This is a genomic window from Bradyrhizobium niftali, assembly GCF_004571025.1.
GTDB lineage: Bacteria > Pseudomonadota > Alphaproteobacteria > Rhizobiales > Xanthobacteraceae > Bradyrhizobium > Bradyrhizobium niftali.
Genome location: NZ_SPQT01000005.1, coordinates 67,027 through 89,788, shown reverse-complemented (window position 1 = coordinate 89,788; position 22,762 = coordinate 67,027). Strand labels below are relative to the sequence as shown.

11 protein-coding genes are annotated in these 22,762 nt (G+C 58.4%); 1 reads left to right on the top strand and 10 read right to left on the bottom strand.

What is annotated here, in order from left to right; all coding sequences use genetic code 11:
• Nucleotides 1-92 precede the first annotated feature (92 nt).
• The 7 genes from E4K65_RS12635 to E4K65_RS12605 form a co-directional block, all read right to left on the bottom strand.
• Nucleotides 93-626, bottom strand: coding sequence for a GSU2403 family nucleotidyltransferase fold protein (locus E4K65_RS12635; protein ID WP_135174431.1), 534 nt, complete (start codon nucleotides 624-626; stop codon nucleotides 93-95).
• A 692-nt stretch (nucleotides 627-1,318) separates the two neighbouring features.
• The gene (locus E4K65_RS12630) at nucleotides 1,319-2,290 is read right to left on the bottom strand and encodes an IS481 family transposase (RefSeq protein WP_283813828.1); all 972 of its coding nucleotides are present in this window, start codon (nucleotides 2,288-2,290) and stop codon (nucleotides 1,319-1,321) included.
• A 17-nt stretch (nucleotides 2,291-2,307) separates the two neighbouring features.
• A complete protein-coding gene (gene proA, locus E4K65_RS12625) occupies nucleotides 2,308-8,355 on the bottom strand; it encodes an anti-phage protein ProA (RefSeq protein WP_235885602.1) in 6,048 nt (2,015 codons plus the stop codon).
• A gap of 1,570 nt (nucleotides 8,356-9,925) precedes the next feature.
• Nucleotides 9,926-11,290, bottom strand: a complete 1,365-nt coding sequence (locus E4K65_RS48665; RefSeq protein ID WP_235885601.1) for a di-heme-cytochrome C peroxidase — start codon at nucleotides 11,288-11,290, stop codon at nucleotides 9,926-9,928.
• Between the two features lie 19 nt (nucleotides 11,291-11,309).
• Nucleotides 11,310-12,206, bottom strand: coding sequence for a hypothetical protein (locus tag E4K65_RS48660; protein ID WP_135174430.1), 897 nt, complete (start codon nucleotides 12,204-12,206; stop codon nucleotides 11,310-11,312).
• A 46-nt stretch (nucleotides 12,207-12,252) separates the two neighbouring features.
• Nucleotides 12,253-13,554, bottom strand: coding sequence for a hypothetical protein (locus tag E4K65_RS12610; RefSeq protein ID WP_235885600.1), 1,302 nt, complete (start codon nucleotides 13,552-13,554; stop codon nucleotides 12,253-12,255).
• 175 nt (nucleotides 13,555-13,729) lie between these two features.
• Entirely contained in the window at nucleotides 13,730-16,951 is a 3,222-nt protein-coding gene (locus E4K65_RS12605; protein ID WP_235885599.1) for a hypothetical protein, read from the bottom strand.
• A 754-nt stretch (nucleotides 16,952-17,705) separates the two neighbouring features.
• Between E4K65_RS12605 and E4K65_RS12600 the strand changes: the two genes are divergently transcribed.
• Nucleotides 17,706-18,530, top strand: coding sequence for a hypothetical protein (locus E4K65_RS12600; RefSeq protein ID WP_135174429.1), 825 nt, complete (start codon nucleotides 17,706-17,708; stop codon nucleotides 18,528-18,530).
• Between the two features lie 801 nt (nucleotides 18,531-19,331).
• Here the strand turns inward: E4K65_RS12600 and E4K65_RS12595 are convergent.
• The 3 genes from E4K65_RS12595 to E4K65_RS48190 all read right to left on the bottom strand — a co-directional run bounded on the left by E4K65_RS12595 (nucleotide 19,332) and on the right by E4K65_RS48190 (nucleotide 22,643).
• Complete coding sequence (locus E4K65_RS12595) at nucleotides 19,332-19,859, bottom strand: hypothetical protein (protein ID WP_135174428.1); 528 nt, start codon at nucleotides 19,857-19,859, stop codon at nucleotides 19,332-19,334.
• Between the two features lie 129 nt (nucleotides 19,860-19,988).
• Nucleotides 19,989-20,522, bottom strand: a complete 534-nt coding sequence (locus tag E4K65_RS12590) for a hypothetical protein (protein ID WP_135174427.1) — start codon at nucleotides 20,520-20,522, stop codon at nucleotides 19,989-19,991.
• Between the two features lie 138 nt (nucleotides 20,523-20,660).
• Nucleotides 20,661-22,643, bottom strand: coding sequence for a hypothetical protein (locus E4K65_RS48190; RefSeq protein ID WP_209312056.1), 1,983 nt, complete (start codon nucleotides 22,641-22,643; stop codon nucleotides 20,661-20,663).
• Nucleotides 22,644-22,762 lie beyond the last annotated feature (119 nt).

The following is a 22,762-nucleotide window of genomic DNA, read 5'->3' as shown; positions in this document are numbered from 1 at the left end:
ATCGCTCGCTACCGCTCGCTGAAGTATCAGGTAGCTTTAGCGCCATACAAGAATTGTCAGTACAAATCCGGGATGAGTGCAGCGAATTTCTTCTACGTCAGCAGCCCGATCTTGCGCCCCGCTAACGCGTTGATGCCGTGACCTGACAGCCCTTCGTCAATAAATTGGCGTGCGACATCTAACGCGAACTCCGGGGCGGCACCGAGCCGATCATACAGTTTGAGCACAAATTCACTGCTGTAAGAGCCTTGTCGTACCGATCGGAACGCCAGCGCGAAATCAGAATTCAGACCGCTCCACGGAAGGCGAAAGAATTTGTCGCCCGTCGTATAACAGACGTGGTCGGCCGGCAGCCAAAACGCGGTCTCCTTGGGCGTCACCGCGAGCATGACCGCAAAGCGCATCATTGACAGTCTGATCTCTTCGTCGCGATTGTGCGACTTGCGAAAGTTATTCGCTCGAAGAAAATGACGGAGCGCCATCAGCGTCTGTCCGGTCCGAGCAATGTCGTCAAGCCTGACGCCGAGGATGCCGCTGTATGTTTGATAAGCCATCGAACCGACAAGCGTGGCGCGAAGTCGAAAAAGTCCCGCTCGCGCGAGTTCGCTGACAACGAGACCTTCCATATGAGGCGGAGCCGGGTAGCCCGCCCGCCTCAACTTCGCAGCCAGCTCTCGACGCGCGCGATATCCGATCTTCGTGCGCTGAAACGCTTGGGCGCGCTTGGCGATCTCCGGATCGTCGGCCGGCCCGACGTATTTGAGGGCCGTCTTCGTCGGTCCCTGGCCGCCGGAGGTCTCATAGGCCTTGTAATAGTAGTATTCGCGATTGGCCCGCTTCTGTTTGAGAAAGGTCCCGTTCTCCGGGAAATTCTCATCGAAGTCGGCGTCGGTCGCCTTTTGAAACCAGGTCGGAAAACATGACTTGGTCGATGTTTGAAAACTGCTTCATGGGTCATTGTTACAATTTTGGCGAAGTGGTAACAAAGGGGTCTTTTTGAATCCATTATGCCGAAATGGTAGCAAGCCCTTGTGTCCATTTTGGCAAAATGGTAACAATAGTAAAATCAATGGTTTACCCGAAATTTGTTCCAGGTCTACTGTTCTGGAACCTTAGCTCCGCCTCATTCGCCTCCCTGCGGATGAGCTCGGGCACGAGGCCGGACCGAGGTCCTCTCCGCCGTCTGGGCACCCCGGGCGGAGCCGCCCGACGCGGCGGTTCTGGAAGGCCCCGCCAGCCGGGGGCCGGCGCGCTTTGAGGTAGCAGCTGCTGGATGATCCTTTCGCGCACGAACAGCCTCTTGAGCCAATCTGTAGGGCTAGCTGTGGAGCCTCAAGAGGTTGTTCCCGGCTAAACCGAGTCGGCTGATGGGTGTGTTGGCCTTCAGGCTACCATGCGGCCGATGCCAATTGTAGCGATGGAGCCAGTTGGGCAGTTCGGCCGTTCGCTGGTCTGAGTTCTGGTAGGCTTGCGCATAAGCCCATTCGCGAAGCGCGGTTTGGATGAAGCGCTCGGCCTTGCCGTTGGTCTTGGGCGTATCAGGCCTAGTGAAGATTTGGCGCAGGCCGAGGCGTTTGCAAGCTGCTCGGAAGCTCTCTGAGCGGTAGCACGAGCCATTGTCGGTCATCACACGCTCGACAGAGACTCCGAGCCTGGCAAAGTAAGCGACGGCGGCCTCAAGGAAAGCCACAGCACTTTGCTTGCGCTGATCGGGCATGACCTGCACGAAGGCGACGCGCGAAGCATCATCGATGCAGACATGGACGAACTCCCAGCCGATGCCATGGTGGCGGTTGATCGCGCCAGGATACCGCCCGGTGATGCGATGTCCCACCGAGCCGATCCGGCCGAGTTTCTTGATATCGAGATGGATAAGCTCGCCAGGGTGCTCGCGCTCATAACGGCGGATCGGCTCGGCGGGCTCCAACGCGGCGAGCCTATTCAGCCCGAGCCGACGCAGGACGCGGCTGACGGTCGCCGGAGAGATCCCGATCTCGGCCGCGATCTGCTTGCCGGTGTGGCGATTCCGGCGCAAAGCCTCGACTGCGGCGCATGTGGCGGGCTGGGTTTGGCTTGGCGATGAAAGGGGCCTTGAGGAGCGATCACGCAACCCACTCATGCCTTCCGCGCGGAAGCGCTTGACCCATTTGGCCACCGTCTTCGCCGAGACGTTAAATTTCAGCGCGGCTGCGGCCTTGGTCAGGCCACCTTCGATAACGCTCCGCACCATCGCCTCTCGACCTTTCGGGGTCAGAGGCGCATTCTTCTGGGTCGGTTCTCCCCTCGGAATCTGAAGATTCAGCAACCTCAGCTTCCTCGGTCAGGGCCGAATGGACAACCTCCTGAAAACTCACAGCTAGCTGCCGCCACAGCAGCTTCGAAACGATCGCGGGTCGAAGCTGCCAGCCGCCCTAAGCCGAAGTGCTCCTGCATGCCGCGGATGATATCCTCGTCTTCCTCGAGGCCAGCGGTCCGCAGCATCCCAGCGAGACCCGCCAATTCGGGAAGCGGAATGTCACTATGATCGCGTCCCCCAGCGCCCCTGTAAGGAGCCCTGTCCTGCGTCGCGGCATCCTGAGGCCAAACAATCTGCCGCTCGCCGTCCTTGGACATCGGAAACCGATTTCGTCCGAGGGATGAGGCGACGATCTTTTGCACCGTCTCACCCGAGCGCATGAAACCGTGTGCACGCGCAATGCGATCTACAATCACATCGAAATAGATTGGGCCTTCGGTATCGACAACATGATCGATCATACTACGGAGTGTCCCGCGGTAGCTCGCGTCGTAGAAGCGCTCCCGATCAGGGGGCGCCACATTTGCGGGATCGGCTTTGACATACGTGGCCGTCCCTCGATCGGGCTCCCGCACCTCGGTCATCGGTCCACGAGCGTAGACCTTCGTTTCCCCGACAGGCGCTCCGTCGTCGTTTACCGATTCCGGCGAGACTTCGGTTTGCTCAGATTCGGGGGCCGCCTCTGCGACCGACGTTTCGGCGCCGGCCGGCTCGCCGGTATCATTAACGGACGGGATGCTCTCCGGCGGAGGCGCTGGTTCTTCACTTATCGCGGGAGCTCGCCAAGAAGCACGGTCGGCTTCGAGATCGGCGACCAGCCTTGCGTGGATCTTTTCCGTCGCAGTAGATGAATCCATCCACCATTCCGTGCTCCAGATCCGCCGAATTCGCCAACCAAGTTCCGTAAGCACCATTTCGCGCAGACGGTCGCGGTCGCGGGCGGTGGCCGATCGGTGGTAGGCGGCGCCGTCGCATTCGACGCCGGCAAGATATCGCCCGGGGAAATCCGGATGAACGACGCCGAGATCGATCCGGAAGAAGGATACGCCCACCTGAGGATGAACCTCCCAACCCTTCTCTTGGAGGGCCCGCATCACAGCGTCCTCAAACGGCGATTCCGCGTCGCGCCCGGTTGGCGAGAAGGCCTCGGCGATAGCCCGTGCGCCGTTCTCAGCGAACTCGAGGAAGTGTTTGAAGTCGACTACACCTTTGGCGCCGGTCCGCCCGAGATCGATCTGCTCGGGCCGCAATGTCGCGAACACCAACAACTCGCGCCGCGCACGAGTGACCGCGACGTTGAGGCGGCGGTGGCCACCCTCGCTGTTCAGCGACGAGATCTGAGCTGTGACACGTCCAGTCTTGTCCGGTCCGACCGCCACCGAGAATACGATCACATCCCGCTCGTCGCCCTGCACGTTCTCGATGTTCTTGACGAGGATCGGTTCCCTGGACTGGTTGCGATCAAAGTGCGGCTCCAACGATGGGTCAGAGCGGCGGGCTTGATCGAGCAAGTTCTCGATCAGCCGTTGCTGTTCGCCATTAAATGTGACGACGCCAATTGAATGGGAAGACGTTTTCATGCGCCGGACGACCTCGGCCACCACGGCTTCGGCCTCCTTGCGGTTTATCTTGGCGCCGCCTCGCTCGTAGACGCCGCCTTCTACGTGAATATAGCGGACCGCGGTATCGCGCGTCACGGGCGAGGGGAAAGTCGTCAGCTCACCCCGATAATATTTGACGTTGGAGAAAGCGATTAGACTCTCGTGACGGCTGCGGTAGTGCCAAGACAGCCGCATGCTCGGAATGTTCGAGGCAAGGCATTCGTCAAGTATGCTCTGTTGGCTCTGGACGGTCGAACCGTCGTCATCTTCGTCATCGACGCCACGCTGTCCGACGTTCGTAGGGGGCAGCTGCTCCGGGTCGCCCACGATCACAACTTGAGTGCCGCGCGCAATCGCTCCGATTGCGTCCCATACCGGGATCTGAGAGGCCTCGTCGAAAATTACGACATCGAAGGGTTTGGCGTCTGCGGGTAGGTACTGCGCAATAGAAAGCGGGCTCATCATAACGCATGGGGCGAGCTGGGTTAGCACCGTCGGGAGGCGGCCAAACAGCTGCCGAAGCGGCATGTGCCGAGCTTTCTTATTGATCTCGCGCGCGAGCGTGCCCCATTCCGGATCCTTGCCGAAATTGGTCTGAGTTGGCACCCCCGCCCCAATGCGTGCCTTTACGATGTCTCTGGCGAGTTCTCCAACCCGCTTGTCAGCGGCGATGAACGCCTCAATCGTGGCTTCGTGCTTTTCCGCAAGAAAGCCACTTAGAACCTCGTCCTCGTTGACGATAGCTTCGGCAATCCAGCGCGCATAAGAGTAATCGAAGACGCTCGAGAGGGCCGTCCCATCTACGATTCCGTTTTCGACGGCATCGACGAGAGGGGAAAGTCCCGCTGCGCGTGCCGAACGAGCAGCCCAACGCCAAGTGGCCCATTGCGGAGCCTTGATGACGTTTGATCTCCAATTCGCGGTTCGTTGGAGGAGGGCCTCGATCCAGCCAGACTCGAGCTTGACGATGTCCTCCGGGTCATCAAGGCCGATGCATGCACCCAGCTCTTTGGCCGTCCGGTGCATACTCGGAAATGCCCTGTACATAGCCTCGAATGCATGGCGGACCTGTCCGCTCGGCCGGAAGCGAGGGTTGTCGCGAAGCAGCATATCTTGGATATGCAGGAGCAGCTGATGCGGCTCCATGCCATCGATAGGATATGCATCGACCGCATCGCGTACGCTTGTGGCCCAGTCGATCAGCCCTTGGAAACGAGACACCTCGCTCTGCGGCCCGCGCCAAAGGCGCTCCATGCCCCTGAAGCGAGGTTTCGTATTCTCGATTTCGCGCAGCAAGCCAGCGAGCTCTTGCAGCACAACAATGTCTCGACCGATGTCCTCAGGCACCTCGTCCGGGCAATATGGCTTCAGAGCCAATCTGACCTTCTTTTTCCGGCCGCTTCGCACGAGAACATTCGACGCGCATGCATCCGTCCAATCACGCTCGAGCGATGGCAGATCCAGCAGCGCCGCCCTGAGCTCGTATTGGACGGAAAGCTGCGAGTTTTTTTCGTTTAACCGGCCTACGACGTCGGCAAGGTCGTGCAACGCGTTCACGCGTTCTGGTGCGTCGGTCGAGAGCAAAAGCGATCCGTCCGCAGCGTCGGCGTGCAGCAGCAACGAGACGAGCTTGATCAGTTGCGGCAACAGACCGTCGTTGCGAGCGGCACCATCGAGCCCAATCGACAACACCAGATCGTCGGCAGCCGTCCTAACTTCCTGGAGGGCGAGATGGAGACGGTCGACCAGCTGCTGAAGCGACTGTGCCCACGCAGGACTCCATTTGGTCTGCTCGATGCCTTTGAGTGGATGATTGACAGGATCACCCACGGCTTCGAGGGCGGTGCGAATATCTGAGCAAATCTCGCGCATGCGAACGAGATCTTCGGGGGTATGTACCGAACCGATAGGCCATGTCAGGCCGACGTCTGGAAACCGATCGCGATCGGCGACGACCCGTCCGAAGGCGTCGTATGCTGTCATTCCATTGGCGCGGCGCCGGTGTAGCGCGGAAACAAGCTTGTTCAGTTGGTCGCGTCGCCGCTTCAGCTCGCTAGCCGCTGCCGACCAATGTTCCTCGGTGACGCGATTGCGCTCGCGCCAGGCGGTGGCCAGCTGCTCCAGCACATTAGACTTCTGGGCTTTGGTCGAATGAACCTCGAGACAGTAATTACCGAGACCGATCGCCTGCATTCGCTGTCTTACGACTTCGAGCGCAGCAGTCTTTTGCGACACGAAAAGAACTGTCTTTTGATGAGCGAGGCAGTTCGTGATCATATTCGCGATAGTCTGGCTCTTGCCCGTGCCCGGCGGGCCGAAGAGCACGAAATCGCCTCCACGCTGCGCGGCGAGCACGGCAGCAACTTGGGAGGAGTCGGCCGAGAGCGGCGTGAAGAGTTCGGCCGGATCGATGACTTGGTCGATGGTGCGCTCTGCGACAAAGGCGGCGCCCGAGCCGTCATAGGTGTGGGTGGGGGTGTCTATCAGATGCCGGACCACCGAATTTCGCTTCAGGATTTCGGTGCGGTCGACGAGATCCTTCCACATTAGGTACTTCGTGAAGGACAGCGTCGCGAGCACGACCTGCTCGGTAACCTCCCAGCCTTTGATACTCTTGATATGACGCCTGATTGTCTTCCAAATACCTGCAACATCGACCCCAGTTGCGTCTTCGGGCAATTCTCCTTCGAGTTCGGGAATCGAGAGGTCAAAATCCTGCTTCAGCATCTGCAGCAGGGTCGGATTGAACCGAGCCTCATCCTCGTGCAGCGCGAGGCGAAAGCCGGAGCGCACGCTCTTGCGCTCAAGCTGGACCGGGACAAGGATCAACGGAGCGCGGTAGGGCCCGGCGCCATCCTGGGGTGTCCACTTTAGGAACCCGAGGCAGAGGTACAGTATGTTGGCCCCGCCCTCCTCGAAGGCGAGGCGGGTGGCCCGGTAGAGGTCGGTTAGCCGACCTTCGAGTTCGGTCTCCGGAACGGCGGTGTGGAGTTCGCCGCGGACCATGGCGTCAGAGATGAAATTTTTGCGGGCGTCGTCCTGCAGCCGCTGCGCGAGCAGCGCGGTATCGCGGCCATCGCTGCCATCGAGCACGCTGGCTCTTCCGAGCAATTTGAAGCGGTCTCCACCTGAGAGCTTGTCCTCCAATGTCGCCGCATCAGGGCACTCGATCCCGACGGTGGATTTCGAGTCCTTGAAGTTCAGCAGGCGGTTCCTCAGCGTAAGGTCTAGAAGATTGCGTTTCCAAACCTCTAGCCGATCCAGGCTCCGTTCTGAAACGTCTTCCCGTGGTTTGTCGAGATTCTCTTCAAATTTTGGTATTTCGCCAAGTTCATTCGGGACAGACGGTGCGCTAGAAGGGGTTATGGTCGGCTCGCCGGACATCGATAGATCGAGTGGCCGGATCTTAGCGCTTCGTGCACGCTTGACGTCGATGGCAAGCTCGAACTCGGACGTTGCCTCCTCGACGATCAACTTGGCGCCGGCATCGACAGCTTGTTTGAAACGCCCTGGATTTGACCCGGTGAGGATCGTCGTCTCCACCAGGACCATCTCATCGAGCTGCACGCGCTTGCGCAACATCTGTGGGTCATCGATTACAAGGCTTGAGAAGTCCTCGTCAACAAGCCACACGCCAACGAAAGCGTGACCTTCAGTTAGGACAAGCACAGGATTGAGGCCGGCCTGCTCGAGGCAGGACGCATAGAGGAGAGTAAGATCCAGACAGGTTCCGACCTTACGAGACAGGATTTCGCTGGGGCCTCGGATCTGCTGGCCCGACCGTTCAAAGCTTTTCGGGGGGAGGACGTAGGCGATTGAGTGTGAAACCAGAGCTGCCCAGACGGCATCGGCTATCTCCCAGGCGCGGGCCTTGGTCTTCTTGTGATAGCCATCTATCGCATCATGACGGCCTGCTGCCGCCAGCTTACCCGAGGCTTCCCGAAGGAGGACATCGATGGTGGGATCCGTCGGTCTAACGAAAGCGGCCAGCAGCTCGGGCGCGGCGTTGACGCCGCCCCAGTGCGAGGGAGGGAGCAGATTGAGCTCGACTGCGCTCTCGATAAGCGTTTCACCCGCGGATTTTACGCGAATGCGCAACTGCGCTCGCCTGGACGCGGTTACGCCGGCCAGGAACGCGGGATCCAGCTTCAGGTCCGGGCTGCGGATATGATGAATGGCGCGATCGGCAACGTATTGGATCTGTGACACCGCGGGTGTCAGAAACGGAGGCTCCGCTGTGAGATGTACGGAGAGTTCTGAAAGATCGCGCCCCGTGCCGTTCTCGATTGCCAATTCGCGGACTATTGGGACAGCGTTTTGATAGAAGGCGATGTTGACGTTGTCCGCAGCCGTGCAATTGATTTTCAGTCCGCCAGCTGGTTCCTTGATTTCAGCCCGCTCCGCCATATTGTGCGCCCCCAAAAGAAAATTCGGCAACTGCAGACCATGTTCGGCCAAGAACAATCATGCGCAAGCTAGACTTGACTGGGCTTGACATTATGGTGGCCGCCTAAAGAATCGCCCTATTGCTTCCCGGCGTCTTCTACTCCTTTGGCGCAGGTGTAAAGTAAGTCCTTCGGATGCGCTAAAGAACCTAGGGAAATCCCCAGGGCTAGTCAAAAGTCTCGCAGTCGGGCCACACAATTAATATCGGCCATTGCCATTGCCATTGTGATTGCGAGCGCCCGAGTTCACTGGGGATGCGCTTCTTAATACAACGAAGTCGCAACGGTGGCCGTGTCGCAAGCGCTAATGATCCATTCTCAATGCGTGTTCGATCAATACCCGATTTCCGTGCAGGGTCGCCCCCTCATCGCCAATTGAGGCAGATAACCCAATGAACCCCCGCCCGGCCTCACGTGGCTTGTATCCTATCGCACCCAACGCGATGACCGCTAAAGTTTCGGTCTGTGCGAATGCCTGTAATCTGCTGCCGCACTTTCTAAGAGCCTCCCTGGCATCGGCCAGTCTTTTTTTATCGCCTCGACCTGTGGGTCTCGTGGCCTGAACATATTTGAGCGTAACTCAATAGGTAGTGCGCTTACATTGCCGAAATGTATGAGGGTCTCTATGCATTCCTTCTTTAGATCGAAGAACGCGCGAACAGGTTTGCCGACGAACTCCGCAGTGATCCAGCCAATGACCGCTCCTAAGGCGCCCAGTGCGACCGGTTCAAGCCAAGCAAAAAAGTCGCTCACTGTACGCAGACCTCAAGCCGAAAGGCCGGTGCAATTCTGCCGCTTCCTATGCGGTTGGTAGCTGCTGTCATCAAAAGAGCCCCAAAAGGCGCAATCAAGCGCAACTAGCGGACGAGTGCAAGTGGTCCGTTAATCGTGGCGGACAGTCCATCCGGACTGATCGCTTCCTCCTCGGACCAACATGGCGACTAATAACTGATCTGATTTACGGCACGGATCATCCGTGCGACCGATTCGGATTATCCATGACCTCGCGGCGGACCGCGTGGGCATTGCAAGTGCATCCTGGGTTCGGCTGATGCGAATGAGCACACAGGCGACCGCACTGCCGGCTCGAGCAAACTGATCTGACTTGCTTCTCAACAATGCGCGTCGGTTCTAATGGCCGATGGCTATGTTCACCGTCTAGGTGACTGAACACGCACTTGGGCGCTTATTCTAAGCTGTGCCGTTGGTTAACTCGCTAACGCCGAAGACGGCACTGATGGCAAGGTATCGTGGCTGGGATTTTGCTCTCACGACGGCACATCAGGCCGATACGAGCCATGGAGCGCCGTCCGCTGCGTCTTTTGTCGTGGTAATCGAGCGCGATGGCAAGCGGCTCGCGGTCCCCCCTTCCTCACGGCGCTCGGTATTCGGCCATAGCAGGGCACTCAGCAGCCTGCTCGGGGAGCCTGCTACACGGGGTCAGCCAGATTTGTCCTCGATCCCCTTGGGATCAAGGTTTCGATCGCATCCCGAATGGCACGCGCGCTGACGAGGCGCGCGCGACGTCGGCGGAAAGTTGAAGGTGGCGGCGCCGAGACACAGGCCGACGGGCAACCCATCGCTCATAAAGTTTTGAGATACTCAACAAGCGCTCGGCGCTCGGCTTCGGTCAATTCTGGTCCGATGACGCCAGGCGGCAGCTTCGTTAAGTCGGTTTCCTTGCCCTCGAACGAATGTCCGCGATTGCTGTTGCCAAGCAGCGACACATCAAAGTTCGTAAGGCCGGCCGCACAGCTCTCGACCGCCTTTGCTTTTGTAACAAGCCCGACCTTGACCGGGTCGAACGCACGACTGCCGACGCAAAACGACCTCGGCCGCTCGGCTTGCGGCACCAACATGTCTCTCAGTGTCGGAACGGACCCATTGTGAAGATAAGGAGCCGTAGCCCAAACACCGTCCAATGGGCGAGCCCGGTACTGAGGCTCAAGGGCGAGTACTGTCTCGTCCTTGCCGTTGTGGCTCGCACGCGCCCCGACATAGACCCGCTGGTTTTGGCAGTTCTTCCGAGGCCCCCACATTTGCCGCTTGGTCTCTTCAGAAGTGCCGTTCGCAATGACCCATTGATCGATCGTTTTGCCGACCACGTCCATGAGCGCGAGTACAAACAGAGGATCTACGCCTTTATCTGCCAGAAGGCCACAACCTCCGGCTTTGTTGAGGTCATCTTCAGGATTTAATCCGAGTGACTCGGGTAGGTGAACGCGCCGCGTCGTGAGGACGTTAGATTGTTGGCGGTCGGTGCCGATCGCCGAGACCGGCATCTGGACGACGTTAAAATAATGCCGTCCGCCGACCTCTACCCAATTCTTCTCGCTCTTGGCTGAGCGATCGGGGTTCTCTGCGCGCCAGAATGAGTCTTCCGGCCACTTTTTGTCGAAGGCAGCATCGTTCACCGGGCCTCGGTGGCATTCAAAGCAGTGAGCACGATAAAGATCGCGACCCTGTTCAACGAGCTTTTCATCGATCGCCCAGGCCGGGTCACCGCGGAATTTCTCCTGCGCGTCCTTCCATCGGGGAGCCACGAGCCCGGTGAATTTTCTGCCTCCTGCATCTTCGGACGAAAAGGGATCCGTGCCGCGCAGAAGCTCTTCGAACCGCGCGATGTCGGAGAGACGTATGGATGAGGCAAAGAGCGGCCTTCCGGGCGCGGCAGCGGTCATATTGATCTTTGCGCTGACACCGAGCGCTTCGCCTGCATTGCGAACGAGTTCGTTGAGAACAGATGCGTCATACTGTGCCCAAAGGAAATACGGCGTGTCCCAGATCGGTGGAAAGCTCACGGGGGCATCGTGGCGCGCGAAGTTGCCCTTGAGGAGTGGCTCGGACAGTTCGCCGGTCAAGGGATCGAGTAGATTGCTATAGAAAACCTGGTTCCCGATCCGGTTCAGCGCATCAAGTCGACCGAACCCTTCATCGAGATCCGCCACTCCCTGTCCCGTCAAAAGTCTATCGGTCTCTGCCTTTTGCTTCTTGATTTTTTGGAGCTAGCTCAAGATCGCTTCGAAGCTGATTTCGATCGACGCTCTGCCCTTTGATCTGCTCCAGCTTGCTGGCGAAACGCTCGAAACGCCATGGCAAGATCAGCGTGTAGCCGATAGACAGCCCGACGGCTCTTTCAACCTCGCCAAGATTGACCATCGCCGGCCCGCCGTCGAACCGTATGCTGACATTCTTGTATTCGAGATGGCCCGTATGACAGGCGGCGCAGGTTAGCCCGATCTGATCTTCATACGGGACGCCAGTCGCCGGATCGACACCGCCCTTGAGGATGGCAAAGCCGACCGGCAAAGCATTCGGGTTCGCGGGCGCGCTTGGAGTCCAACCGGGGTTGGCTATGTCCCCATTCGGCGCATCGTCGTGATAACCGTATGCGGGCGCAATACCCGCGAAGTCCTTTGAGCCAGGACTGGGAATGAAGCCGAGGCGGCGCAGGTAGTTCTCGTCCGTTAAGCTTGTGTAAGAGAAGGACAGCTCCGGGCGTTCCAGGGCCAAAAACCACTGATAAGGGACAGGGATGGTCGCTGTCCCCTGCGATGTGTGGTGAAACCAGTAACGCTGGCGGGCGCTCCAATTTTGCGGGAGCCAATAAGCGCTTTCAATTTTTGATGGCTCGGGCAGGGTCGCAGGCAGTAATTGAGCGACGAGATTGGCATCGTTCTTGATCTTAAGGGCTGCGTCGCGAACCTTCTCCGGGGCGAAATACACCAGGCCGGCCGCCACGATCACGACAACGACGGTCGCTAATAACAGGCTGGTGATATGAGGCCAGCGCATCAACCAGGAATAAAGACGAGAGCCAAAAGAAGGTCTGCCCATAGCAAGGACTCCATCCATCTTTTTCATGCGTCCAGCCGACCCGGCAGGCTACCGGAAACGGCGACGGCGTCTGTTACTTGTTCAGCAATTGGCTATTGATGAAGGCGACCACATCGGACGTCTCGGCTGCCGCGCGCCTAGTTATCGTCGCCGCTGCCGGGCCGCCGCGCAAAAAGGATGGAAACCAACCGAAGTTGCGAACATTCCAGTCTTCTTTCGGCCACACCGCGCGGTTGACGCCCAGCACTGCGAAATTTGGAATTTTCCTGGCGAGTGGCTGTGCCGTCTCGCTGTGACAGCTCACGCAATCGGTATTGAAGAAGTGGCTCTTCTTTGTATCGGCAATGGTATTGACGATCTCGACGATGCGGCTGTTGGGCACGTTACCATCGATGAACTCGGAGGTCGAAACACCCTTACGATCGCCTTGGGGCAACGGCGGATTTTGCAATGCCGCGTGTCGACAGGTGACCGGGTTTTGATTGTTCGTGCCCGGTTCCGGGACCACGTGCTTTCCGCCGACGGCGCTGAACATCTGTGCCACGTGCATGCCATCAAGCGTCGGGGCGGGGACTGGGATTAGGCCTGCTTGCGGGACCCTTAACATCGACACGAAAATCCAGGGTTCGGGTGGGGCGATGCCCATCACGGCCATGGTGTTGAGGCGCTGCGGCGAGAGGTGCTTCTCAATCAAAGCCTTGAGTGCATCGCGGAACGCTCTTGCCGATGCTCCTACAAGACCCGGATGCACATTCAGATCACCGGCAGTCGACACTTTGACATTGCCAAACTGTCCGGCCCCAAGCTGATCGCGCAAGGTCGCGACGTCACGAAGGATCGCCTTGAATGCTTCGTCGTCCGGTTTGGATCGCGGGAACGGCGCGCAACCGTCGAGAGGCGGGTCCGGGGCGAGAGTGAAGCTGAAGATAAGGTGGCCTGCAGTGTCATGAACTTTGAAGCCGTCCGGCCCGTTGGTCACCGGCTGGATAATGAGCCGGATCTGTGGTTGTCGGCCAAACTGCGCGATGATCTCCGGCGACAATCCTGGCGCGCCCGGATCGATCCGGATGCCGGCCACAAACCAGGCGCCAATCTTTTTCACGGCATCGGGAAACTGAATGTGCCGTGCACCCGAATCCGGCACGCCCGGATGCTCCGGATTTTCGGCGTTGGCGATAAAATGCGCGAAATCCGCGTCGGAAAACAGCCGCTGCGGCGATCCCGGAGGGCCCTCAAGATCGGACACGGCGATCAGATTGGCGAGGTCGGCCGCCGACTTCGGCGGAGGAAAAAGAATGGATACATCATTGGCCGCAAGCGGCCTCGACGCGGCTTGCGCGGGAGCCGTTCCTACCTCCAAAGCTGCGACGAACATCAACCCCGCCGCTAATAAGCTTGCGAGCCGTCGCGGAAACAGAGATCCGTTGATTTGACCCCTCGCGATCATTGGAAAATCCCCCTGTAAGAGCAAAAATTTATACATCAGCTGTCGAACAACTACATCTGGCCGCTACGCGCCTCGCGAAGGGCGGGCGGCCGGATCAAACCCTTCATTCCTCACCGTAGAATTGGCTTTGCAACGTCTTGAGTTTCGTCGGATGCAACGCCTCCTCGATACAGCCGAGGAACATCTCACTGCGTGCATTGACCCGCGCGTGATCGGCTGGATGCGTCATATCCGTTTGCAACGCGCGAACCGTTGTCCAGTCGTTCGCACGATCCTTGAGCAATTCGAACAGCGTTCGGCGGTTGTCCGGCGGAGATAACTGGCCGTCCTTATACCGGTGCAGTCGGAAGTGAGCGAAGGTAACCTTAGCCGAGATCTTCGCATCAAATAGCGCGTCGGGTAGCGTTAGCAGATCAAGTCCTTGCAGCTCGCGTAGCTGCACCATCTGATCCTGCGCTTCCTGATACTGCTCACGGCCGACCAATTGATACATTCCTCGCGGGCGAAACAGCCAGCCGTCGTCCGTTCCGGGCCGGTTGCCAAAGTCGTTGTCATCGTAAGCGAGCACGAAATTGGCCAGTTCCTTGGGACGATTAAGCAAAGAGTTCACGTCGACCGCGGGCTTGTTTGCGGCCAGGAGCCTTGAGTTGTTCTTGTCAATGCGATCGCGCCATTTCTGCGGGAGTTGAGAAAACGCGCTGTAAGAAAAGTTCTCGCTGCTGCGAGTAAAATCGGCGCTATCGTAAGAGACGGATCCTAGAATATAGGCAAGGATACGGGGATCCGTTTCCTCGACGCGATCCCATTCCTGCAACAAGGCTTTGACCTGCTCGGCCTGATAGTAGGCCATATAGCTCTTGCGATATGGCGGAACGGGTTGAGGGGCCGGGGAATGATCTTTGCGCGATTCACTCAGCTGTTGCTCGTAGGCGGCGACTTTTTCCTGATATTCCTCATAACCGCGCTGTTGCAACCAATTGCTCTCATAACAAGCAAGTAATGGCTGCGGCTTGATCTTTGGAGTTGGTTGATATTCCTTCGCTAGCTCGTCGGCGTAGGCAGCCCGTGCAAGTTTGGCATCCTTCAGCGTTTCAAATGCGGTCGCGACCGATCCATTCAGAAGATGGAACAACTTCACCTGCAGGCAATCTGCATTGCTCTGCCTTTCGCGGGACTGATCGAAGTCGTCCTTCGGCACGCAGTCCCAAAAGCGGCCGCTGCTCAATGAGATGATATCCTCGGTCTTCTGGGACAGTGTCCAGCCGAGTGGAAGGCTATAAAACAATCCTGTTATGTCCGTCCGGCCGAACGTTGGAAAGCGCTGAACACTGGACGTCATTTCGGCGTCCGGCCGACGGTCGATGCTGGTTGCATGATTGAGGGCCACATAGGTACGGGAGGTCCGCGTGCTTAGAAGCGCGCGTACCGGCTCCATGAGCTCTCCGAACATGAATGAACCATGATCGCCGAACTGCCCGCTGACGAGGGACAGCAGGTAAATCCTGAATTTCGGCGCATCGGAGGTGCCCTTGATGGCGTTAAGCTTCTCAATCAGGTCGAGCGCGGTCTCAATCCCAGAGTTCTCCACATATCCGCCGTCCACCAGGCGCGCCTGCGGATGAGAGGTTATGCAGTCATTTTTGACTGAGACGGTCGCCGCTGGCGTCACCCACGGAAAACGTGCGCTCGTGAAAGCGGCCGTGCTGAGCGGAATACGCAGCGAGTGGCTCTTGACCGTTTGGTCCGTCCCAGTGCCCGCACGTTCAAGCGCTGCAAGAACACACAGGTCCGTGTCTCTGGGGTGCAGCGAATCGAAATCAAAGGGAGAGATGACGGCCCGTTTGCCGCTGCCGGCATCCGTCGTGTTGAACAACAGGGCGGGCATGTTGTTGTCGGGCGCCCAATGGGACTGGAAGTCAGCCCTTAGCAGATTGGATTGATTGCTGCCGCCCTCGCTGCTGCCGAGGACTCTGTCACCGGCGTTCTCCAACGTGTATTCGAGGAAGCGCGCGCGATCGAAGCCCGGGATCGCGAACGGTGAAAACATCTGAGTGAAGTCAGTAAATAGAAAGCCGGCAACCAAAGGCGACAGAAAATCTGTTGTCAGGACGTTTGCTACGCGCTGCTCGACCGGCCCAGGAGCATCAATATCTTGGACCCGTCCAACCCCTGCCAGAAAATCCGCGATTTTGGGGCATGTTTTTGCGTCGACGGCATTCGGATCAAGGGACGCATTTTCGGCGTGGAGCGCAGCGGCGAAGATTGCCGAACCGACGCTGCCCCCGGACACACCGCTTATCGCAAACAGATGTTGGCGAAATGCCGGACAGAGATCCTGCATCCGCGCAAGAAACCGTGCCGCATTATTGGCGGCATAGATTCCTCCGCCTTGAGCCGCCACAATGAAGACGGGATATTCGCCGAGCCTCTTGGCTTCCTCTACCCGCGGTTTTTGTAAAAGCCACTCGCGGAATGCGGCGGCTGCGGACATGCGCGCCTTTTCCGGGGAGCTGTTTGCTTCAGAGACGTTACGCAGTTCGTGGTCGTCACCTCCCAACAAGGAGGCAAGCAGAAACAACCCACCGAACACAACCGGAATAAACGGAAACGCAAATCTGATGGTCAGGAGAGCAAAATGGACCGTGAGACCAAGGACGCAAACGGCAAAGAGAGCGATCACGCCGAACGATCCGACAAATTGTGCGAGCTTATCAGGCAGCATAAGGAATGCTGCTGTCAGCAGCACGATGCCGCCGATCGAGAGCGCGAGAAACCTGTAACGGATGAAGTAAGCGTTATTAGCGCGGCTCGCGAGATCAATCGAGCGATCTCTTGATCCAATTCGCCAAGTAAATGCCACGAAACAGACGAGCATGATTAGCATGGCAATCGCGAGGATGAACAGCACGTTCCTCTCAAACGCGAGCGCCTGGTCTTGAATGCGGAAGATACTTCCGACTTGCTCGACCTCGCCAACCTTTCGCGTCGGCCGCGAGGCGAATTGACCTGCTGTGGCCGCGATGATCGGCAGTGCTCCAAGCAGCACGGGAGCAAGTCTTATATAGAAAGCCAGGCGCCCGGAAGGCTGGGGGATTTGCGGCAGGGATGCGGTCGTCAGCTGAAACGCGCTTGCCCAAATCGCTATCGCAATCGCGCTCAAGGCAGCGAACTCCTTGAACGTTACCCAACCAAGGTCGTCGGCGGCTATCCGGTAGAGCTCCTGAATCTGATCTGGCAGGTAGAGCAACATCGAGATAGCTACCGACAGAACAATTATCCATCTAAGGTTGCGCAGCAAAGTAAACAGCTGCTCGCGCACAGTCATCGCGTGATCTCCTCTCATATCGATGGAGGTCGCTGGCAAGCCACAGAAAGGGGCTCGGGTACCAGGCATTCGCGCCAGCTCACATTGAAAGCATTGAGCCCAAGCATACGGGCGACTTGAAACAGATTGAATTACGGTCACGCTCTTAGGTAGCGCATTAAACATTGTGCACTTGCCTACAGGAGTGCTTCGGGTTTGTCGATATCTTCAACATGGCGATCGCGGAGTTTTCCTCCGAATGGTCGCGACCTCCGCATCGTCGCGCAAATCGGCTACCGACGTGTCCGGTTGGGGCGGCTGATAAAGCTGATCGCGAGCGCTCAATAGGAACCGCATCGTTCGCTTGCAGCCATAACACGCGCTTACCCGCCACAGGGCAAGGAGGTAGTCCGCGACGACTCTGGGATCGAGCGGCCGCGACGTCTTGCGGCTTCAAAACGAGAGCTCGCGCTCTTGTTCATCGCGAGTTCCGGCTGAAACGCAAAAAACCGGCGCCGCCGCGACTCTAGTCTATGGGGATACGGAAGTTGGCCAGCGCGGTGTATTGCGCTCCTGCCGCCGCATCACTGAAGAATAACAGCGATTCCAGGAGCGATGCTCATGTCGAGAATGGGGTGCTTGCGACTAGACGTCATTCTCAGGTGTTCGAGCTTTCGTCGCGGATGTGAAGAGTGAGCCACAATTGCGTTGCGGACACGTTCGAGGTAATTTCTTCCCGAGTCCGATAGGAAGGGTAGTGACCGGGGGCCCGGCTATGACCGATCCAATCGTAAAATCGACGAACATTGGCTCTCGAACGAGACTCGCGGCCGTTGCTCGGCTCATGGTCCGTTCGATATTTTTCGTCTTGCCACTCGCTTTCACATGGCTGAAGCTCCGCAATTTGTCCTCGTCAGAGATCGCGCAGCTGATCTCTAACGCGTCTGCCAGCGGGATCGTCTGGAAGACCGCCCTCGTCGTCTATTTCTTCGCGTGGGTGTGGGGAACGCTCTGGGATGTTGGGCTGCAGGAGCGGGTTTACTTGGACGCACCGAACAAAGGCAAGATGCCCTTGCAGGCGTTTGGAATGGCCTTTGCGATCCTCATCGTTGGTGCAGCCTTGGTGTGGGTGGACACATTCCTACAGTTCGTCGGGGTCCTAGCGCTGTTTACTATTGTCGACCATGCCGCGTGGCAATACTTGGTAACTTTTCTTCAGCCCATGATTCAGCACGCCCGCCAAGTATACAGTCACCCGTACGACGCAATAGCGTTGGAGCAGTTGCGATTGGTCGAGAACCAAGTCTGCGGCACCTGGAAATGGCGGCGGGGAGTTGTCGGGCTCGTTTGGATTTTTGTTATGCTGGCGCTTGCCCTAGTGATGTCGACAGAAAGTTCTGTTAGGGCTGGACCAGCCGAAGTTACTTGGGGATTTATCCAGGCGGTGAGCATCCTGATCTGGGTGTTGCTAATGGAGAGTTGGCATTGGTACGTTCGCATCGTGACAAGGGTCGGTGTGGACACGTTGGAGCATCTGAGGGACGGATACGGGGTGGTGCCTCTTTCCGCATTGGACATGGCGCGGCGGCCGAGCAGCTAACCAACTGCAAGATTCGGACGTCCATCGGGTAAAGGCGATGTTGAACATCGCCCAAAAAGATTATTTCGCCTCGGGGGCGGCCTACGAGGCCGCAATTTCGTTCGCGTCTGAACGGGCTCCTTTGCCGGCTTCCTCTCGCGCCAGCTGCGGTAATCAAGATCGGGCAATCGAACATCTGCAGAATAGTCGCTCGCCCCCGAGTCCGCTTTTGTCAAACTTGAGCTCGCGCGTGTGCTCCAATATCAACCTTGCTTGATGACGCTGAAAATCGCCTCAAAACAATCCAGGACAATCCACAAGCGTTAATCGCGCACGCGACGCATGCATCTGGATTGGCTCGAAGCCGCACCGCAAGCCCTGATAGATTCATACACTGAGCGCCATGTCGGCCATGCTCGCAGGCATTTTCCTCTCCTGCGAGACGCATTCATCGCCGCGTGTGTCAGACTCTTTCTGAGCACGTCTTCGATCGCGCGGGCGACCGCTGCTCAGCCCTTTCAGACAAGCGTTGCACGCGGCTTCAGTCGTCTCGCAATTATCGTTCGATCGCTCTTTCTTTCGCTGACGCCCGCGACGTCCTTACATCGACGACACAGTCGATCTCGCTCGGCGGGACACTTTCCGATCTGCAAGTTCTGCGAGGAAGTTGGGCGTTGTACCGATGGCGAAATGCCTGATGGGTTGAGCGCTGGGGCCGAACTGCTTCAGATAACCGGTCGCCACCTGGAGGGATGTGCTCTGCTCCACGTGGCGTCTCGCCCGCCACCACTGGAAGGCCGACCGGCAACCTGGAAAGGATGTTCACTGACACTCCCTTCCGGCGATAAATCCGTAGAACGTGTGGCTTCCAAGATTGAATATCTTTTGCTCCCGCTTGCTCGGTGGATCATTGGCGGCCTGGTTGAACTGCAGCGGGGCGCGTGTCGAACCGGGGCCGGCCGCGGGCAAAGCGGCCTTCATCACCGCGGCAGCAATCGAGACGACGTTTTTCAGGACGGCTGTTTCGAGTGCGTCGAGATCCTTTTCGAGGGCGGCCTTTGTCTTGAGAACGTCGCCGTTCATGACCAGTCTCCAGCGAGGAGTGTCGTAGCCCTTTACGCTTGTCTTGATGGCCTTGATGATCGTGCCGTCGCCGAATGTCGTGTTGAAACACTTCTTGCCGTTCTGCGTCGTCATGCGCGCGTAGTAGGCCATGTTGACAACGCACAGACCGATGGCACGCTTCTCGTCGTCGCTTGCGTTCGCGCCGGTCGTCGCTTCCGAGAAGATCGCGCCGACCACAAGCATCTCGTCGGTTTCGGTCGGCAGCGGAAATTCGATCTTCCCCATGGCCTGTCCTCCGTCATGATGCGTCTTCAGTGGACGCACGCCCTTAAACTATGAAAAGCGTCGACGTTCTCATCCAGCAGCAAAGCGGTCCATCTCTCGATTCTGAAACTGCCGGGCAACGAACGACGTCTAGAATAATTGCTCCAAAGGAATCTTCGCATTGCCGCGCGCGACGAAGCGACCCTCTACCCCCGGGGGTGCGGCGCGGCCGTATCTCGCAAAGAGGCGTACCACGGCATCGAACTGATAGACCCGGATGTAAGTCCATAGCGCGCTCCGAGCGTCATCGGACAGGTGGCCGATCTTGTCATCGGGGCGGGCCGTCTCCCCCAGAAGAGTTAGCCAATACGAAAATAATTCTCCGAATTCGCGAGCGCCGATCACGCCGTTGACGATGAGATGCTCGATCGACTCCAGCTGCACGAGAAAACCGTCAAACGCAGTGCGTATCGCTCGATCTCTAGCCGTAAACGATTTTTTCTCTGTCCCCTCCTGCTCCGATCCGCGCCGTGTGTCGACCCAGTGTTGTTTCAAGGCGTCACTCAACTCGGAAGCCGCAACTTCGCCGGCGCCCTCGAGATGGGCCCGTCCGTGATCGAGCAGCTGCATTGCGAATTTCACGTTCGGGTCATCGTAGAACTCTTTCATATGTTCGACGGCCATGACGGCACGTTCCCGTCTCCGGGCACGGTCGGCCTCCTCGCTGTTCCTCCGATATTGATAAAGAGCAAATGCAAACCCCGCCGCGGTTAGGCCCAGTCCAATGAAGGATGCTGCGTTCGAATCCGGCATCTTCAAATCTCAGTAGGGCTTGTCACCGGTTGCGGGGGCGGCCGTAGTGTACGCTTTGGTGCCAAGATAGGTCACGTGGCTGACCAGCAGAACCGCAGTGAAGGCAGCGCCCGGATCGGGAAGGTGGTCCAACCCGCTCAGGATGCTGTCCGGAGATATCGCACGAAGCTGTCCGGTCAGCATCGCGAAATATCCGAGCACCAGGGTGACTGTCAGCACGACGTTCTGCAATCTCGATATGTCGACGTTGCCCGCATCCGTCACCTTCTCGCCCATGAACACATCGGCGATGGATGCCAGGGTAGGATCCGCCCGCGTCTCGAGCCCCGAAGGCGGCGCCGTCAGAAAATCACCGCGACCCGCGAAATCCTTGGCGTCTCTGGCAGATCCTCCCACTGTCGTGACATCCTCGAGCCCCTTGGTCTTGAGGATGAGCGCCGAGATCATCGGCGCGGCAAAAGCGATGCCTAGGGCGGCCGCAATCGATGCCGGGATTTGCGGAAACGCGACCGGCGCCCCTAGCCCCACATTGTATAGGGCGATTGTAGCGAAGCCCCCGAGCGCGACGATGGTCCACAGCGTCACCTGCGCGCGCGCCAGCGATACACGGTTGCGCTCGTCGACCCAGATGCCGTCAACTCGGCCCTTGGTGCCTAGACCGAGAGCGATCGCGAGCCCTGCGATCCCGATCGTGGTCAAGAACAGCTGCAGCAGAATTGACCTCGTTCCGGCGACAAGCTTGGCTCCAAAGAGCATCGCTACGGAGTTGTTGAGAAGACCGGCATCCGCCTTCACAGGAACGAGATTGCCGGCGCTACGCGCGATCAATTCACAGGATGCGGCTTGATCCGCGGCGGCGGCAGCAGCATCGGCATCGGTAGTTCCTGCCGGCTTGTCCTCGGTGGGCGGCGCCGCCAGCCCTACGTTCAGGCATTTGCGTATCAACGCGATTGTCGCGCCGACGTCGCCGAACTCTCTGACGTCCTTTTTGGGAGCTGAACCGTTCTGCGAAGGTGCCGGTGACGCACTCGGTGCAGCTGTAGGTGCCGCCGTCGGCGCAGCCGTGGGGGCGGGTGTTGGTGTTGCCGTGGGGGCGGGCGTCGGCGTAGCCGAGGGTGCCGCCGTAGGTGTAGCAGTGGGGGCAGCCACAACTACCGCAGCCGCTTGTACGGCAACGCCCTTTGCTTGTGCCTCCTTCGCGCGAGCTGCCTCGGCCTCCTCAACCTTGCGCGGCATAACGTATTTGTCGCCTTCCTGAAGAAAGCTGCATGCGCCGCGCTTCCACTTCGGAAACAGTTTCTGATCGTTGATGCAGTTATTGGCCAGCTTGAAGACGATGTCGTATTGGAAATCAGCGGTTGCCATCTCCATGCGGATTGCGCCATCTGCCTCTCCGGTCCGTTTTGCCAGAACGCCGCCGAAGACGAAGAGAATCGATGCTGCAATGCCAATGCCCCATGCGATCCTGCGCGTGGGCATCGGCACGGTCCATTTTCTGATGGCAAGGCCAGTCGAACTGTAGGACGACACGTAACCCATCAGACCGGCGGCCGGTGGATCTTTCAGTTCATAGAGGCGGAATCGCGCGCCGGCTTTGCTGGAAAACTCTCCAGCCTGGGTCGCGGTCGGCTGAAAAATCCAGGACGGCGGCGCCTGACCGGCGTCGCCCGCGTTGAAAAGCAATCTGCCGTCGGCATCGATCTGCCACAAAGCCGCCTGCTGCGGCAGGCCCTGGCCGCCGTATTTTTCCTCGACGACCCTTCTGACGGCCTCCTTCATGCGGGTGTAGTTCGCAGTCTCATCGGTGCCGACCGAACTTCCCGAGCGCTTCATTTGTCCGAGCAATCCAAGCGGCCGCGCTTTCATCGCGATGTGGGCAAGATCGGACCACAGCCGGTCCAGTGCCTTGTCGGGCTCGTCACCCAGACCGCTCAGTCCGCTGGACTCGCCCCAAACAAATGATGAAATCAATTCAATATCACTGTCAGCCATTGGCTATCTCCCCCAAGCGATCGACTAACGTCGCCCGCGCTTCGCTTCACCTCCGCACTCCCTAGCCAAGCACTATGATGTATGATTAGATGAATTTTGCAATCATAACGCGAATGAAA

Bases quoted from the DNA above. Each gene is read 5' to 3' on its own strand.
- E4K65_RS12635 (WP_135174431.1), bottom strand. From the start codon at position 626: ATGGAAGGTCTCGTTGTCAGCGAACTCGCGCGAGCGGGACTTTTTCGA.
- E4K65_RS48660 (WP_135174430.1), bottom strand. From the start codon at position 12,206: ATGAAAAAGATGGATGGAGTCCTTGCTATGGGCAGACCTTCTTTTGGC.
- E4K65_RS12610 (WP_235885600.1), bottom strand. From the start codon at position 13,554: ATGTTCGTCGCAGCTTTGGAGGTAGGAACGGCTCCCGCGCAAGCCGCG.
- E4K65_RS12605 (WP_235885599.1), bottom strand. From the start codon at position 16,951: ATGACTGTGCGCGAGCAGCTGTTTACTTTGCTGCGCAACCTTAGATGG.
- E4K65_RS12600 (WP_135174429.1), top strand. From the start codon at position 17,706: ATGACCGATCCAATCGTAAAATCGACGAACATTGGCTCTCGAACGAGA.
- E4K65_RS12595 (WP_135174428.1), bottom strand. From the start codon at position 19,859: ATGGGGAAGATCGAATTTCCGCTGCCGACCGAAACCGACGAGATGCTT.
- E4K65_RS12590 (WP_135174427.1), bottom strand. From the start codon at position 20,522: ATGGCCGTCGAACATATGAAAGAGTTCTACGATGACCCGAACGTGAAA.
- E4K65_RS48190 (WP_209312056.1), bottom strand. From the start codon at position 22,643: ATGGCTGACAGTGATATTGAATTGATTTCATCATTTGTTTGGGGCGAG.